The organism is Actinoplanes sp. CA-252034, from assembly GCF_050956125.1.
Taxonomy (GTDB): domain Bacteria; phylum Actinomycetota; class Actinomycetes; order Mycobacteriales; family Micromonosporaceae; genus Actinoplanes.
Genome location: NZ_CP191846.1, coordinates 3,688,495 through 3,703,299 on the forward strand (window position 1 = coordinate 3,688,495; position 14,805 = coordinate 3,703,299).

15 protein-coding genes and 1 pseudogene are annotated in these 14,805 nt (G+C 70.1%); 12 read left to right on the forward strand and 4 right to left on the reverse strand.

All coding sequences use genetic code 11. From position 1 onward, the window contains the following. Positions 1-53 precede the first annotated feature (53 nt). Positions 54-599 (forward strand): D-alanyl-D-alanine carboxypeptidase family protein, encoded by a 546-nt coding sequence (locus ACQPZW_RS16565; RefSeq protein ID WP_433795768.1) that lies wholly within the window; start codon positions 54-56, stop codon positions 597-599. Positions 600-604: 5 nt separating this feature from the next. Here the strand turns inward: ACQPZW_RS16565 and ACQPZW_RS16570 are convergent, their stop codons facing one another. Beyond that, positions 605-1,069, reverse strand: a complete 465-nt coding sequence (locus ACQPZW_RS16570; RefSeq protein WP_433795769.1) for a GNAT family N-acetyltransferase — start codon at positions 1,067-1,069, stop codon at positions 605-607. A gap of 160 nt (positions 1,070-1,229) precedes the next feature. Here ACQPZW_RS16570 and ACQPZW_RS16575 point away from each other — a divergent pair, with 160 nt between their 5' ends. Both ACQPZW_RS16575 and ACQPZW_RS16580 read left to right on the forward strand, forming a co-directional pair. Beyond that, positions 1,230-1,700, forward strand: coding sequence for a hypothetical protein (locus tag ACQPZW_RS16575; protein ID WP_433795770.1), 471 nt, complete (start codon positions 1,230-1,232; stop codon positions 1,698-1,700). Then, positions 1,697-2,014: a winged helix-turn-helix domain-containing protein gene (locus tag ACQPZW_RS16580; RefSeq protein ID WP_433795771.1), complete on the forward strand. Its 318-nt coding sequence runs from the start codon at positions 1,697-1,699 to the stop codon at positions 2,012-2,014. The genes ACQPZW_RS16575 and ACQPZW_RS16580 overlap by 4 nt, the downstream gene beginning before the upstream one ends. Before the next feature lie 44 nt (positions 2,015-2,058). Here the strand turns inward: ACQPZW_RS16580 and ACQPZW_RS16585 are convergent, their stop codons facing one another. Together ACQPZW_RS16585 and ACQPZW_RS16590 are read right to left on the reverse strand one after the other, a co-directional pair. Beyond that, entirely contained in the window at positions 2,059-2,370 is a 312-nt protein-coding gene (locus ACQPZW_RS16585) for a hypothetical protein (RefSeq protein WP_433795772.1), read from the reverse strand. 99 nt (positions 2,371-2,469) lie between these two features. Continuing rightward, positions 2,470-3,477 (reverse strand): hypothetical protein, encoded by a 1,008-nt coding sequence (locus ACQPZW_RS16590; RefSeq protein ID WP_433797559.1) that lies wholly within the window; start codon positions 3,475-3,477, stop codon positions 2,470-2,472. A 135-nt stretch (positions 3,478-3,612) separates the two neighbouring features. Here ACQPZW_RS16590 and ACQPZW_RS16595 point away from each other — a divergent pair, with 135 nt between their 5' ends. The 5 genes from ACQPZW_RS16595 to ACQPZW_RS16615 all read left to right on the forward strand — a co-directional run bounded on the left by ACQPZW_RS16595 (position 3,613) and on the right by ACQPZW_RS16615 (position 9,132). After that, positions 3,613-4,023, forward strand: coding sequence for a helix-turn-helix transcriptional regulator (locus tag ACQPZW_RS16595; protein ID WP_433797560.1), 411 nt, complete (start codon positions 3,613-3,615; stop codon positions 4,021-4,023). After that, on the forward strand, positions 4,020-4,433 hold the full coding sequence (locus ACQPZW_RS16600) for a VOC family protein (RefSeq protein ID WP_433795773.1): 414 nt from the start codon (positions 4,020-4,022) through the stop codon (positions 4,431-4,433). Before ACQPZW_RS16595 ends, ACQPZW_RS16600 begins: the two co-directional genes overlap by 4 nt. Before the next feature lie 10 nt (positions 4,434-4,443). Next, positions 4,444-6,786: an ATP-binding cassette domain-containing protein gene (locus tag ACQPZW_RS16605; RefSeq protein ID WP_433795774.1), complete on the forward strand. Its 2,343-nt coding sequence runs from the start codon at positions 4,444-4,446 to the stop codon at positions 6,784-6,786. A gap of 19 nt (positions 6,787-6,805) precedes the next feature. Beyond that, positions 6,806-7,717, forward strand: a complete 912-nt coding sequence (locus ACQPZW_RS16610) for a hypothetical protein (RefSeq protein WP_433795775.1) — start codon at positions 6,806-6,808, stop codon at positions 7,715-7,717. Positions 7,718-7,818: 101 nt separating this feature from the next. Next, on the forward strand, positions 7,819-9,132 hold the full coding sequence (locus ACQPZW_RS16615; RefSeq protein ID WP_433795776.1) for a hypothetical protein: 1,314 nt from the start codon (positions 7,819-7,821) through the stop codon (positions 9,130-9,132). 144 nt (positions 9,133-9,276) lie between these two features. Here ACQPZW_RS16615 and ACQPZW_RS16620 read toward each other — a convergent pair. After that, positions 9,277-10,058: pseudogene (locus ACQPZW_RS16620) on the reverse strand (MBL fold metallo-hydrolase). A gap of 444 nt (positions 10,059-10,502) precedes the next feature. Here ACQPZW_RS16620 and ACQPZW_RS16625 point away from each other — a divergent pair. From ACQPZW_RS16625 to ACQPZW_RS16640, 4 genes are read left to right on the forward strand one after another with little or no spacing between them, the layout of a single operon-like run. Next, positions 10,503-11,966, forward strand: a complete 1,464-nt coding sequence (locus ACQPZW_RS16625) for an APC family permease (protein WP_433795777.1) — start codon at positions 10,503-10,505, stop codon at positions 11,964-11,966. A gap of 26 nt (positions 11,967-11,992) precedes the next feature. Then, positions 11,993-12,937, forward strand: a complete 945-nt coding sequence (locus tag ACQPZW_RS16630) for a hypothetical protein (protein ID WP_433795778.1) — start codon at positions 11,993-11,995, stop codon at positions 12,935-12,937. 5 nt (positions 12,938-12,942) lie between these two features. Then, a complete protein-coding gene (locus ACQPZW_RS16635) occupies positions 12,943-14,208 on the forward strand; it encodes a pyridoxal-dependent decarboxylase (protein ID WP_433795779.1) in 1,266 nt (421 codons plus the stop codon). 40 nt (positions 14,209-14,248) lie between these two features. After that, positions 14,249-14,773: an AAA family ATPase gene (locus ACQPZW_RS16640; RefSeq protein ID WP_433795780.1), complete on the forward strand. Its 525-nt coding sequence runs from the start codon at positions 14,249-14,251 to the stop codon at positions 14,771-14,773. The last annotated feature ends 32 nt before the right edge of the window (positions 14,774-14,805 follow it).

Below are 14,805 nucleotides of genomic sequence, written 5' to 3' on the forward strand. Positions count from 1 at the left end.
GATTGAGTAGGCGTACCCATGTTCCGGGATCCATGTTCGGCGATCTTCTTCTCATGTCTGAAGAACGTCGCCGGGATCCGGTCTATCGTGCTGTCACCCGGGTCGCCGCCTATCTGCTGTCGCCGGTCGCCTGCCTGGTCGCTCCGGGGCGGGCCCGGGTCACCGCCTGCCGCTGGGCGCTGACGCTGCGCTTTCCGGCCGAGGACCTGACCGGGCTGCGGCCGGAGGCTCGTGCGGCGTTCGAGGCGGCGCGGACGCGGGCGCTGTGGCGGCACGGCGAGCCGATCGGGCTGACCTCCGGTCATCGGACGGCCGCGCGGCAGGCGGCGCTCTACGCCGAGGAGGTGCGGCGCAGCGGGTCGGTCGCGGCGGCGCGGCGGTGGGTGCTGCCGCCGGGCGAGTCGCGGCACGTGGCGGGGACGGCCATGGACGTACGGCCGACCGAAGGTGCCCGCTGGCTGGAGGAGCATGGTGGCCGGCACGGGCTCTACCGGATGTACGACAACGAGTGGTGGCATTTCGAGCACTGCCCGGACGGCCCGCCGGCCCGGTTGCCCCACCCGGGGGTGAGCGGCACGGTCGACGCCGACCGGCCGTGACCGCGTCACCCCAGTTTCAGGACCACGAACTCGTCGGAGCCCTCCCGGATCACCTCGAGCTCGTCGAACCCGCATCGTTTCAGCGCGCGGATGGACGCCACATTGTGGACGGCCGCTTCGGCGTACAGCGGGCGGGTCTCCTCCTGGCCGGGCCCGACGAACGCCGCGAGCGCCCGCGTGCCGAGGCCGCGCCCCCAGAACTCGCGGCCGAGCCAGAACCCGACGAGCCGCCGCCCGTCCTGCCACCAGGCCACGATGTTGCCGGCCACGTCACCGTCGACGACGATGGTCCGGGCGCGGCCGGTCGGGTTGCCGAGCACCCGCTGCTCCCAGTGCTTGACGAACGCGTCGCGCTCGCGACCGGGGAAGTCGGCGCGCCGCTGGGCCTCGGGGTCGCTCTGCTGCACGAAGAAGACCTCGATGTCACCGGCCTCGACCGGGCGAAGCCGCAGCGGTTCACTGTCGTCCACCCATCGACTCTACGCGCGGCCGAGAGCGGGATCACGATCGTGTCGCGTCGACGACGCGCACGGGTGTCCGAGCTGATCCTTCCTAAAGGAAAGCACTTGCCTACCAGGAAAGTGAGGGTGTACTTTCCTGGTAGGCAAGTGCTTTCCGGAGGAGGAAGTAATGGACATTCCCCCGATCGACGCCGAGCTCGCCCTGGCCGAGGTGCGGGCCCGCCGCGAGCAGGTCGTCGACACCAATCTGGTGCCCACCTGGTTCTGGCCCTCCGTCGGCGCCCTGATGCTGCTGTTCGTCGGAGCCATGGAGACCGACATCCCCTGGGTGATGGCGGTCGGCACGATCGTCTACACCCTGGGCCTGGGTGCCGTGATCCTCGCCGTGGTCCGCAAGGCGCGTGTCCAGGTCCGGTTCGAGCTGCTCGGCGCTCGCGGTCTCGGCGCGATCCTCGGGTTCGCCGCCGGCCTGACCGCGATCGGTGTCAGCCTGGGCTTCGTGCTGGAGGCGCTGTCGGTTCCGTTCCCGGCGTTCCTGGCCGCGGTGCCGGTGGCCGTCGGCCTGACCGTGGGCGGTCCGGCGCTGATGTCCTACCTGCGCCGGCTCATGCTGTCGCGCCCGCCGGCGGGTTCCCGGTGACGCCCCGGTTCGACGAGCTGATCCACGCGCCGACCCGGTTGTCGCTGGTCAGCCTGCTGGCGGCGACCGACTGGGCCGACTTCAAGTTCCTCCGCGACAGCCTGGAGATGTCCGACTCGGCCCTGTCCAAGCAGCTGACCACGCTGGAGGCCGCCGGTTACGTGGAGATCCGCAAGTCGTTCATCGCCAAACGCCCCCGCACGTCGGTGCGGCTGACCGTTCCCGGTCACGCCGCGTTCGCCGGGCACGTGGCCGCCCTGCAGGAGATCGTCGCCCGGGCCGGTCTGGCGGTCCTGCCCGACCAGGTGAGCTGAGCGCCCGGTCCAGAAAGCCGGCCGGCTCGCCCCGAAGCGCCGGCTCACTCGACCGGCAGCTCGACGCGGCGCCCGAGGCCCCACTCCAGGGCCTCGTCGTCGGTGACCATCGCGAACGCCCCGCCCGGCACGTCGTCGAGCGAGACCGCCCGCGACGCGGCGGCGAGCAGCTCCGTCTCGCCGGCTCCGGCGATCGGGAAGACGTAGACGTCGCCGAACTCCTCCCCGTCGTCGATCAGCGCGACCGTCCCGTCCTCGTCGAGCTCGGCGAGGAACTCCTCGATCCGGTCGATCCACTGGTGCGGGCCGGCCACCGGGATCATCGGGACGTGGATCTCGACGACGACTTCAGCCATGCCCCCATGCTCGGCCACCCCGCCGCCGCCCGCACCCGGTATGGCTCTCACCGGTGTCCCGGCGACGCCGGGACACCGGTGACGACCACACGGCGGCTGTCAGTCGGTGACGGCGGGCAGCGACTGGGCGGCCTTGAGGGCGGCCGCCGCGGCCTGGTACGGGTTGTGGGTGTAGCCGCGTGACAGCGTGCCGGTGACGGTGAAGTAGGAGGCGGCGAGCTTGGCCGGGTCGGTGGCGATCTCCCCGCGTCCGGGAACGTCGTTGCCGTCGTCCCAGCCCCACGGCGCGTTGGCCGAGTTGGTGCCGCAGGAGAAGGTGCCGGTGCCGCAGCCGCCCGAGGTGTCCCCGGCGAAGGTGCCGAGCGACGCGAAGAGGCTGGAGTTGTTGCGCTGCGCCCACAGCCCGCCGTCGGCGAAGACGTCGATCAGCCGGTAGCGGACGTCGCGGTCGTTGGCGTCGCCCGGTGCCTCGGAGACGCTCAGTGACGGGTAGTAGACGATCCCGTCCCCGTCGATGTCGTACTGCGGCCACGCCTTGAGCCCGTGCCCACCCCGCTCCTGGGCGGTGACCGGGTGCTGGAAGGAGTCGTGCGGCGACGACTGCAGCTGCAGGGTCCCGTCGATGGTCTCGGCCCCGTTGGCCCAGCCGCTGCCGGCCGGCTTGTAGGAGTAGAAGTCGCTGTGCGCCACCGTGACCGCGCCCTTGAGGCTGCCGTACTCCGAGCCGTCCTTCTCGACGATCTCCAGCACGCCTTCGCCGTCGTTCTCGTGCTCGGTCTCGAAGAACGGGTGGTCGATCCAGTCGCGCGGGTGGAAGAACAGGTACGTCAGGTACCAGTGGGTGCCGGTCTCGACGACCGAGTAGTAGACCGCGGCGTCAGTGTTCGTCCCGGCGTTGTCCCAGTTGTCCCTGCCGTTCAGGTTCCCGTCGAAGTCGTATCGGGTGATGTAGTCGCTCTTGCCGCCCAGGGCGTGCGAGCCGGTGGTGTCGACGTCCTGGTAGTGGATCGGCGCCCAGCGCAGCGCGATCTCGGCCCGGCTGGGCGCCGCCTGTGCGGGGGTGGCCAGAGCGGTCGCGATCAGGGCGCCGGCCGCCAGTGAGCGCATGATTCGCACACGTCCTCCTTGTATCGGTGGACGTGAATATAAAAGATTCTTCACTTTTTGCGGTAGCCGCCGGGCGAACCGACGACGAACTACTCTGGGCCGGTGACTGACGCCCGGTTGCGCGAGCTCGTGTTGATGCGCCGTGTCCGCGACCGGATCGACCGTGACTACGCTCAGCCGCTCGACGTCGAGGCACTGGCGCGGTATGTGCACGTGTCCGCCGGGCACCTGAGCCGGCAGTTCAAGGCGGCGTTCGGCGAGTCGCCGTACAGCTACCTGATGACCCGCCGGATCGAGCGGGCGATGACCCTGCTGCGCCGGGGCGATCTGTCCGTCACCGACGTGTGCTTCGCGGTCGGCTGCTCGTCGCTGGGCACGTTCACCACCCGGTTCACCGAGCTGGTCGGCATCTCCCCGGGCGCCTATCGCAAGCTGGGCGCCGACGGGCTGCGCGGCCTGCCCGGATGTGTCACCAAACAGGTGACCCGGCCGGTCAGGAATCGAGAAGTCACCGGCGACCGCACGTCTCTAGCATCGAGGGCATGAGCAGCCTGGTCATCCACTCCGCGTTCCTGCCCGCCGACGACCCGGAGAAGTCCCTCGAGTTCTATCGTGACGGCCTCGGCTTCGAGGTGCGCAACGACGTCGGTTACGGCGACATGCGCTGGATCACGGTCGGCCCGCCCGATCAACCGCAGACCTCGATCGTCCTGCACCCGCCGGTCTCCGACCCCGGCATCACCGACGACGAGCGCCGGGTCATCGCCGAGCTGATGGCCAAGGGCAGCTACGCCGCCATCATCCTGGGCGCCACCGACCTGGAGCAGACTTTCGACAAGCTTCAGGCCACCGGGGCCGACGTGGTCCAGGAGCCGGCCGATCAGCCGTACGGTGTCCGGGACTGCGCGTTCCGCGACCCCGCGGGCAACCTGGTGCGTATCAACCAGCTCGTCTGAGAGGACCTCGATGACCGCCCACCGCTCGATCCGCGTCCACGGAGCCCGGGTCAACAACCTCAAGGACGTCAGCGTCGAGATCCCGAAACACCAGCTCACGGTCTTCACCGGGGTGTCCGGTTCGGGGAAGAGCTCGCTGGTGTTCGGCACGATCGCGGCCGAGTCGCAGCGGCTGATCAACGAGACCTACAGCGCGTTCGTGCAGGGCTTCATGCCGAGCCTGGCCCGCCCGGACGTGGACGTGCTGGAGGGCCTGACCACGGCGATCATCGTCGATCAGGAGCGGATGGGCTCCGACCCGCGTTCCACGGTCGGCACCGCCACCGACGCCAACGCGATGCTGCGGATCCTGTTCAGCCGGCTCGGTGACCCGCACATCGGCTCCCCGCAGGCGTACTCGTTCAATGTCGCCTCGATCTCCGGGGCCGGCGCGGTGACCGTGGAGAAGCACGGGGCCACGGTCAAGGAGCGGCGCAGTTTCAGCATCACCGGCGGCATGTGCCCGCGGTGCGAGGGCCGGGGCAACGTCAACGACTTCGACCTGACCCAGCTGTACGACGACACGAAGTCGATCAACGAGGGAGCCATCTCGATCCCGGGCTACAGCATGGAGGGCTGGTTCGGCCGGATCTTCCGGGGCTGTGGCTTCTTCGACGTGGACAAGCCGATCGGCAAGTACACCAAGCGCGAGATGCACGACCTGCTCTACAAGGAGCCCACCAAGATCAAGGTGGACGGGATCAACCTGACCTACACCGGCCTGATCCCCAACATCCAGAAGTCGTTCCTGTCCAAGGACGTCGACGCGATGCAACCGCACATCCGCGCCTTCGTCGAGCGGGTCATCACCTTCACGGTCTGCCCCGAGTGCGACGGCACCCGCCTGGCCGAGCACGCCCGCAACTCGAAGATCAAGGGGATCAGCATCGCCGACGCGTGCGCGATGCAGATCAGCGACCTGGCCGCCTGGGTGCGCGCCCTGGACGAGCCGTCGGTCGCCCCGCTGCTGGAGAAGCTGCAGCACACCCTCGACTCGTTCGTCGAGATCGGCCTCGGCTACCTCTCCCTGAACCGGCCGGCCGGCACGCTCTCCGGCGGCGAGGCGCAGCGCACCAAGATGATCCGGCACCTCGGGTCGGCGCTGACCGACGTGACGTACGTCTTCGACGAGCCGACCATCGGCCTGCACCCACACGACATCCAGCGGATGAACGAGCTGCTCCTGCGCCTGCGCGACAAGGGCAACACGGTGCTCGTGGTGGAGCACAAACCCGAGGCCATCGCCATCGCGGACCGGGTGGTCGACCTCGGCCCGGGCGCCGGCACGGCCGGCGGAGAGATCTGCTTCGAGGGTACGGTCGACGGCCTCCGCGCCAGCGGTACCGTCACCGGCCGTCACCTGGACGACCGCTCCCGGCTCAAGTCGTCGGTCCGGACCTCGTCGAGCGCCCTGGAGATCCGCGGCGCCGCCACCCACAACCTGAAGGACGTCGACGTCGACATCCCGCTCGGCGTGCTGGTCGTGGTGACCGGGGTGGCCGGCTCGGGCAAGAGCTCCCTGATCCACGGCGCGGTCGCCAAGCGTGACGGGGTGGTGGCGATCGACCAGACGGCGATCCGGGGGTCCCGGCGGAGCAACCCGGCCACGTACACCGGCCTGCTCGAACCGATCCGCAAAGCCTTCGCCAAGGTCAACGGGGTGAAGCCGGCCCTGTTCAGCGCCAACTCCGAGGGTGCCTGCCCGACCTGCAAGGGCGCCGGCGTCATCTACACCGACCTGGGCATGATGGCCGGCGTGGCCAGCCCGTGCGAGGAGTGCGAGGGCAAGCGGTTCGAGGCCTCGGTGCTCGACTACAAGCTCGGCGGCAAGGACATCAGCGAGGTCCTGGCCATGCCGGTGACCGAGGCCGAGCGGTTCTTCGCCGAGGGCGAGGCCCGGATCCCGGCCGCGCACGCCATCCTCGAGCGCCTGGTCGACGTGGGTCTCGGCTACCTGACTCTGGGCCAGCCGCTGACCACCCTGTCCGGTGGTGAGCGGCAGCGGATCAAGCTGGCCACCCGGATGGGCGACAAGGGCGGCGTCTACGTCCTGGACGAGCCGACCACCGGCCTGCACCTGGCCGACGTCGAGCAACTGCTGGGCCTCCTGGACCGGCTGGTCGAGGCCGGCAAGTCGGTGATCGTCATCGAGCATCACCAGGCCGTCATGGCGCACGCCGACTGGATCATCGACCTGGGCCCGGGCGCCGGCCACGACGGCGGCCGGATCGTCTTCGAGGGCACCCCGGCCGACCTGGTGAAGGAGCGCTCCACCCTGACCGGCGAGCACCTGGCGGACTACGTCGGCGCCTGAGATGGATTAGCCTGCCTCGATGGGGCAGGAGAGGTTCGCGCGGCAGACGGCCCGGATCAGCCGGGAGATCCACGACAGCGGCCTGCGTGTCTTCGCGCTGGCCGCTGTCGTGGAGCCGGTCGCGGCCGTGTTCGGCAATCTCGTGGAGACCGGCGGCGAGATCACCGCGGTCCAGGTGGAGTATCCGGCGCCGGACGGCCGGTGGGTCCAGGTCGAGTCGGCCCGCGGTCCTCTCGCGCCGTTGCGGCTGCTCCTGGAGCAGCGGGCGGGGCGCGACGCCGGCCTCAACTGGTCGCAGGAGGCGGGGACGCTTCTGGTCGACGGCCGGCCGGTGCCGGCCGAGACCGTCCGTGCGGGCGACCGGTGGCGGGCCTGGCGCTGCGACGTCGAGGGGATCCGCATCACCGTGCTCGGTCGCGACTGGGCGGCCGATCCGGTGCCCGTGGTGACGCTCGCCGACCCGGCGCCGATGCTCGACCGGCTGGCCACCGCTTCCCCGGTGCAGCCCTGGCAGCATCTGCGGTCCAATGCTCCGCGGGAACCGCACCGTGTTCTGATCGAGACCATTCTGAGTCGTGATATTGAGCACTCGAAATGGTCTGTAGAAATCGGCGCGATGCCCGATTCGTCAGTTGTCCCGGGCGAGTTGTGGGAGGCCGCGGTGCTGCGACAGAGGGAGCTCGGTGATGATCCGGACGCGGAGCGCTCGATCCGCGACATGGTGCACCTCGTCTCCAGTCTCCAGCACGAGGCCGACTGGTTCCGGAATGACGCTGACCTGCGCAGACGTGCGCTGGCCGAGATCCTTCTCAAGGTCACCGGCCTCTCTCCGGACGTGCCGAGCTCGGCTGCCCAGGAGGCCTGGCGCCACCGTGCGGACGGCCGGGACTGGCGGGCCACCTGGCGCGACTGGGCGGCCGGACGACCCTGACCGGGGGAATTGACGCGCATCGTCTTGGCGGTTGCTCGTACACTGCCAAATCGCGGCACCGGGGGAGTGCCGTTCTACCTCTCGAATGGAGATCTCTGCGCATGAAGCGCTTTGTGACCGGCGCGGTCGCCGGCGTCGCCGCCGCGGCCCTCATGGTCGGGTGTGCGGACCAGATTCAGCAGCTCGAGCCGAAGCTCGAGTTGAAGAAGGCCGCGGAGGACCTCGGCGCGGCGGACAAGCTGGGCTTCACCATCAAGGCCGGCGGCAACGTCGACGACCTGATCGCCCTGGCGAAGAAGGAGTCCGGCGAGGAGGGCTTCACCGACGAGGACGCGGACATCCTCCGCAAGATCTACAACTCGTCGTTCACCGTCGCCTGGGACAAGGCTGCCGAGGGCGTCAACGACGACAAGGCGCTGATCAACGCGACGATCGACGGCCTCACCGGCGCGGAGATCCGGGTCGTGGACCAGATCGCCTACATCAAGGTGCCGGTCAAGGAGATCGCCGCCAAGTTCGGTGCTCCGGCCGCCGAGATCGATGAGCTCTCCGCCGAGATCGGTGGTGAGATCCCCGGCGTCGACAAGCTGATCGACGGCGGGTGGGTCTCGATCGCCGCGTCCGACGTGGAGAAGTTCACCAAGGAGCTGGGCGGCGCCGCCGCCACCACGCCGACGACTCAGGAGGAGAGCGAGAAGCTCGCCGCCGAGTTCAAGACCAGTGCCGAAAACCTGCTCACCGGCGCCGACGTCGTCCGTGACGCGAACGACGAGACCCACCTCACCGTGACCTCGTCGACCGTCAAGGCCCACGCCGAGGCGAAGCGGCTGGTCGAGGCGATCGAGAAGCTCGCCACCAAGGACCAGGGCGAGATCCTGAAGGGGGCTGTCGGCGACAGCTTCGACACGCCTCCGGCCGACAAGCCGATCGTGATCGACCTGTGGATCGACAACGGCAAGTTCAAGGCGTTCGAGGTCAACTTCCTGCAGTTCGTCGAGGGCAACACCGGCCGTGCCTCGGTGCGCGTGGAGATCTCCACCAGCACCGAGATCACCGCACCGGAGGGCGCCACCAAGCTCGACGTCGCCCCGATCTTCGAGGCGATCAGCCAGGCCGGCGCCGGCCTCGTCGGTGCGGGCGGCCTCGGCTCGGAGGGCACCGGCACCGGCACGGGCGGCGACGCCAAGGTGTGGGCGGAACTGGTCGGCCAGCAGGCCGTCCTCTCCGCGCTCGCCGAGGGCGGCAAGCCCGCCAAGTACCTCAAGGAGGCCGCGGAGGAGACCGCGTTCGGCGACATCAAGATCAAGGTCGTGCGCAACGGCGTCGCCCAGGTCAACTCCGGCGGCAGTGTCGCCTGCGTGACCGTCCCGGCGTCCACCAGCGGCAAGCCGAAGGTCGTCGCGGCCGCCTGCTGACGTCCCGGAACTCCGCCGAGCCCGGCCCGCTTTCACAGCGGGCCGGGCTCCGGCATTTCCACCCCCGCCCGCTCTGACCCGCTCTGACCCGCCCGGCGCGGCGCGGCGATCGTGCGGCACGGGCTCATCGGGTCGGTGGACGGATCATCCGGCCTGGGCGCGGCGCAGCAGTTCGGGGTCGTGGGCGTTGACGATGGTCAGGTCGGGCGAGGCGGCGGCCCACAACTCGGCCAGGCGGGCGTGGTTGGCACGGACCAGGGAGCGGTCGTGGGCGATCATCCGTTCCGAGGCGACGAGCATCCGCGGGCCGGGGTGGTGCCGTCGATCTGTCCGCGGTGGTAGAAGGCGTCACCGGCGTGCAGGACCCAGCGGTCGCCGGCGTCCACGGCGACCGCCGCGTGGCCGCGGGTGTGACCGGGCAGGGCGATCAGCACGACGCCCGGCCGGATCTCGGTGGCCGAGGCGAATCCGCGCCACCCGTCTCCGGCCGCCGGGTGATGCTCGACCAGGTGGGGGTTGTGGTCGCGCTGGGCCGGTGGGTACCGGTAGCGCTCGTTGCGGGTGCGCGGGCGCTGGGCGGCGTCCGACTCGGCGGCGGTCAGGTGCACCCGCGCCTGCGGGAAGTCGGCCAGGCCGCCCGTGTGGTCGGCGTCGAAATGCGTGAGCACGACGTCGCGTACCGCCGCGGGGTCGTGACCGAGACGCTGCACCTGCCGTGACGCCGTCTCGGAAGGGTCGAGGACCGGCTTGATCAGGTGTCGCGCGGCGCCGATGCGGCGTGCCGGATCGGCGGCGTCGCGCAGACCGAAGCCCGAGTCGACCAGCAGCAGGCCATCGCCGCTCTCCACGAGCAGCACGTGGCAGACCAGTCCGCCGGGGGTCAGTGCGGGCCGCATGGTGCCGCAGTTGAGGTGGTGGACCCGCATCGGCCGGCCTCCGTTTCCCATTCGTGAGACGAGGTGCCGAAATCCTATGCGGCGAGATCTGAAAGTGATGTCACCGTCTGTGGCGGATGGATATTGCAGCGCTGAAGATCGTTTTCCCTCGCGTGACCCGGCGCTGCCCACGGAATCCTGATCGTCATGGCAATTGTCGGGCCTGAATTCTCATGCGTTCCGACGTATGTGCTAGTCGGCTGCGGGCCCGCGCTGGAAGGCGGTCACCGAAGGTGATTGTGGGGCGCGCAGCACATTGAACGTCACTGATAGCCATACCCGTTGTTCACCGCGTAAGGTTCTTCCGGCTCAGTTGATCAACTGTGGGCACGACCCTCGCGAAGGAGGCCGATCGGGACCAACTACTCTTCTGGCTTCGTCCACATCGGACAACTCTCCTGCTGACTCCTTCCCCCCTCAAGGAGATAGATAATCATGGCTACAGTAGCCGCGGCGATGGCCCGCCGTACGGTCACAGCGGGCGCAGCCTGGGCTCTGGGCGCCACCACGTCCGCCCCGATGGTCGTTCTCGTCGGCGGTATCGTCGCCACCTACGCCGGTTCCGAGGTGACGGCGCTTCCTCTCCTCTTCGCACTGGTCGGCGGCGTGGTCACGCTGCTGCTCGTCGGATACGCCGCGATGGTCCGGGCGGTCCCGCACTCGGCCCCCTACTACGCCGTCACCGCCCGCGGGCTGGGCGCGACGAGCGGTGTCGCGGCCGGCTTCGTCGCGCTGCTCGCCTACAACGCCCTGCAGATCAGCCTCTACGGACTGTTCGGATCGATCATGTCCGGGATCACCGGCATCGGCGCGTGGTGGCTGTTCGCGGCCGCGGCGATCGGTGTCGTGACGGTCCTCGGGACCCGCCGCATCGTCCTGTCGACCCAGATCGTGATGGGCGTACTCGTACTCTCGCTCGTGGTCGTGGGTCTGTTCGTCGTCTTCGGGTTCGTCGACGCGCAGCACGGCATTCCGACCGCCGCCTTCGACCCGGCCGGCCTGAGCGTCCCCGGCCTCGGCCTCGCGGTGGCCCTGACCCTGGCCGCCTACACCGGTCCCGAGGGCATGGCCGCGTTCATCGAGGAGGAGGACAGCGGCGAGGGCAAGCGCGGTAAGGCGATCAGCCGGGGCATGATGATCTGCGCGCTGAGCCTGATCGGCGTCTACACCGCCGCGGCGTGGGCCATGCAGGCCGCGACCGGTACCGCCGAGGTGGCCGGCGCCGCCAAGGCGGACCCCAATCTGCCGGTGACGCTGCTGTCCGAGCGCGTGCACCCGGCCTTCGGCATCCTCGGCGTCGTCGTCCTGGTCCTGGCCATCCTGACCTCGCTGATCAGCTTCCACAACATCATCAACCGGTACGCGTTCGCGATGAGCCGCGAGCAGGTCCTGCACCAGTTCCTGTACCGCACCGGCGCCGGCACCGCGGCCGACGCCCCGGTCGGCGCGAGCCGTGCCCAGAACGCGCTCGCCGCCGTCGTGGTGCTGGTGTGGGCTATCTCCGGCGCCGACCCGGCCACCACCCTGTTCAGCTGGGCCAGCACCGTCGGCGCGATGGGCCTGCTCGCGCTGCTGATCGTCTCGGCGGCGGCCGCGTTGCGCTACTTCGCCCGCAACGCCGACTCGGGCGAGAGCGGCTGGGCCACCACCGTCGCGCCGCTGTTCGGCCTGGCCTTCGGCATCGCCATCCTGGTCACCATGCTCCTTCAGCTCGACGCCCTGGTCGGCGCCGAGCCCGGCTCACTGGCTCCGTACGCCCTGCCCGCCCTGCTCGTCGTCGCCGCGATCGCCGGTGTCTGGCGGGCTGTCAGCCTGCGCCGGTCCCGGCCACAGGTCTACGAGGGCATCAGCCACGGCGTGCCCAGCGTGTACGCGGTTCCCGACCGCATCGACCTCTGAGCCCCGCGAAGGGAAATCGAGATCCCATGTCGTACAACGTCCCCGGCCGACATGCTCAGCCCTCCTGGGACGACGGCTCCCCGACCCCACCCTGGGGGCCGCCCGTCTCACCGCAGCAGCCGCAGCAGTACCCGCCGCAGCAGTATCCGCAGCAGCCCGCGTACCAGCAGCAGCCGTCCTGGCACCAGCACGCCGCACCGCCGCCGCCCCCGCCGCAGTGGCAGCAGCCGGGCGGGCCGACCCAGGAGGACCGGCGCTGGGCGTATCTGCGGCACAGCGCCGGCACCAGCCTGCGCGGGATCAACGCCATCCACGTCACCCGGGCGCTGGAGCGGCTGCACTCCCGGGACCAGCCGCTGGCCCCGCACGGCGTGACCCTCTTCTTCGTCACCGAGGCGCCCGCGCAGCACCTGGGATACCAGGTCCTCAGCGCCTCCCGATGGGGTTACGCCGGCCCCGAGTACGACAACCTGATCGCGTTCCTGACCGGTCTGAACGCCACCGCCGAGACCTTCATCGCCCAGCACGAGAAGGCCGGCCGTGTGTGGGATCCGCGCGACCCCGACTACCTGATGGTCAACGTCGGTGACATAGAGCGCCCGTCGACGCCGACCCGCTACGTCGGGATCGGCATGGAGACGCTCAACACCGACAGCCGGCAGTGGTACGAGGTGGTGCCGGTCCTGCTCAGCTCGGGCATCAGCAGCCTCCAGGCGATGAGCTACGTCCCCGGTGAGGGGGCGGCGCAGCTCGTCGACGGCTCGGAGATAAGGGTGGTCCGCGACGACAACAAGCGCGGCCGGGGCAACGACCTGATCTGCAACAACCCGCTCGACGCGACGCAGGTCTACTCCACCACCCAGAACGTCCCGGAGCGGCTCGGCACGCAGCTGCGCCAGGCCTGGCCGGCGTTCGAGGAGCTGGCCAGGACACTGGCCGGGCACCTGAATCCACACGGTCAGGTCTGGTGAATCCGGTGGACGCGCCTGCGATATGGCCGGGGGACTGGTCCGAGGCGCTGAGACTGGACCGGGCCCCCGGGCTGATCGACGTCGACGCGGTGCTGACCATGATGGTCGCCCGCGCCGAGCAGGCACAGCGCCGGACCATCGGGTTCCCGGCGGCCACCGACATCGACTGGAGCCGGACCCAGGGGTTGTTCACCCGGCTGTTCAACAACGTCGGTGATCCCGGCACGGCGCCGGCCGGGGCCGCGCACACCAACGTGCTGGAGGTCGAGGTCATCCGGTGGTTCGCCGACGTCGTCGGGCTGCCGCAGAACGACCGCTGGGGGTATGTCACCTCCGGCGGCACCGAGAGCAACATCGCCGCGCTCCGGGTGGCCCGTGACCGCTATCCGGACGCGGTGCTCTACCTGACCCACGCCGGCCACTACTCGATCCGCAAGACCGCCGGCCTGCTCGGCATCCACCCGCACGACGTCGCCATGGTCCGCGACAGCTGGTACGGGGAGATGGACTACGGCCACTTCGAGCAGCTGGTCGCCCGGCACAGCGGCCGTCCCGCGATCGTGGTCGCCACCGCCGGCACCACCCTGTGGGAGGCCGTCGACCAGTGGGACCGGATCGAGGCGATCCTCGACGACTACCACGTGACCCGCCGGCACATCCACGTCGACGCCGCCTTGTCGGGCATCCCGCTGGCTCTGGACGGGATGCTCGGCCTGGGCGCCGGCAGCCCGATCGACAGCATCGCCATCTCCGGGCACAAGTTCCTCGGCACGCCGATCCCGTGTGGTGTGGTGGTGATGCGCGACAGTGTCCGGGTCGAGCGGGGCGAGCACATCAGCTACACCGCGACCGTGGACAGCACGGTGCTCGGCTCCCGCTGTGGGCAGGCCGCGGCCCTGCTGTGGACGGCCATCGCCATGTACGGCCGCAACGGCCATCAGGCGCGGGCGCTGCGGGCCCGGCGGATCGCGGCGTACGCGGTGGAGCGGATCAGCGCGCTCGGCTGGCCGGTCTACCGTCACCCGGACGCGTTCACCGTCGTGCTGCAGACGCCGCCGGCCGCGCTGACCGCCGAGTTCGGCTGGGTGCTGTCGGTCGACGGCGACTTCTGCCACATCATCTGCATGCCCGGCGTGACGACCGAGGTCGTGGACGAGTTCGTCGCCGACCTGGGCCGTGTCGTCGCGCGGTGGGCGGTGATGGCCGAGTGCCGCAGCCGGCCGGTATGGCGGGCCGTCGATGCCGGGGAGGACCGCATCCTGTCCGCGTGATCACTGCCTCAGGAGGCATGCGGGTGACAGCATTCAGTCTGTGGCGCAGCGGCTGATTCTGATCAACGGGCTTCCCGGCTCCGGCAAGACGACTCTCGCCCGCCGGCTCGCGTCCGCACTGCGGGTGCCCCTGATCGGCAAGGACGCCCTGAAGGAGGCGATGGCGGCTGCCGCGCCCGGGGTTCCGCCGGGCGCTCTCGGGCGGGTCGCGTCGCGGGTGATGTGGGAGCTGGCGGCCGCCACGCCGGGTGTCGTCATCCTGGAGAGCTGGTGGTTCCGCCCCCGTGACCTGGGGTTCGTCGTCGAGGGCGTGGCCCGTTCGGGAGCCGTCAGCACGGTCGAGGTGTGGTGTTCGGTGCCGCCCGAGGTGGCCGCCGAACGCTACCGGAACCGGGGCCGGCACGCCGTCCACGACGACGCCCGGCGACTCGCCGAGGACTGGCCGCGCTGGGCGGCCGAAGGCGAGCCACTCGACATCGGCCCCACCGTCGTGGTCGAGACCGACCGGCCGGTCATCGCCACCCACCTCATCCAGGCGATCACCCAGGCCATCGGGGGCGTGTAGCAGTTGGTAAGGCGTACGACCCCGCGCGGTTG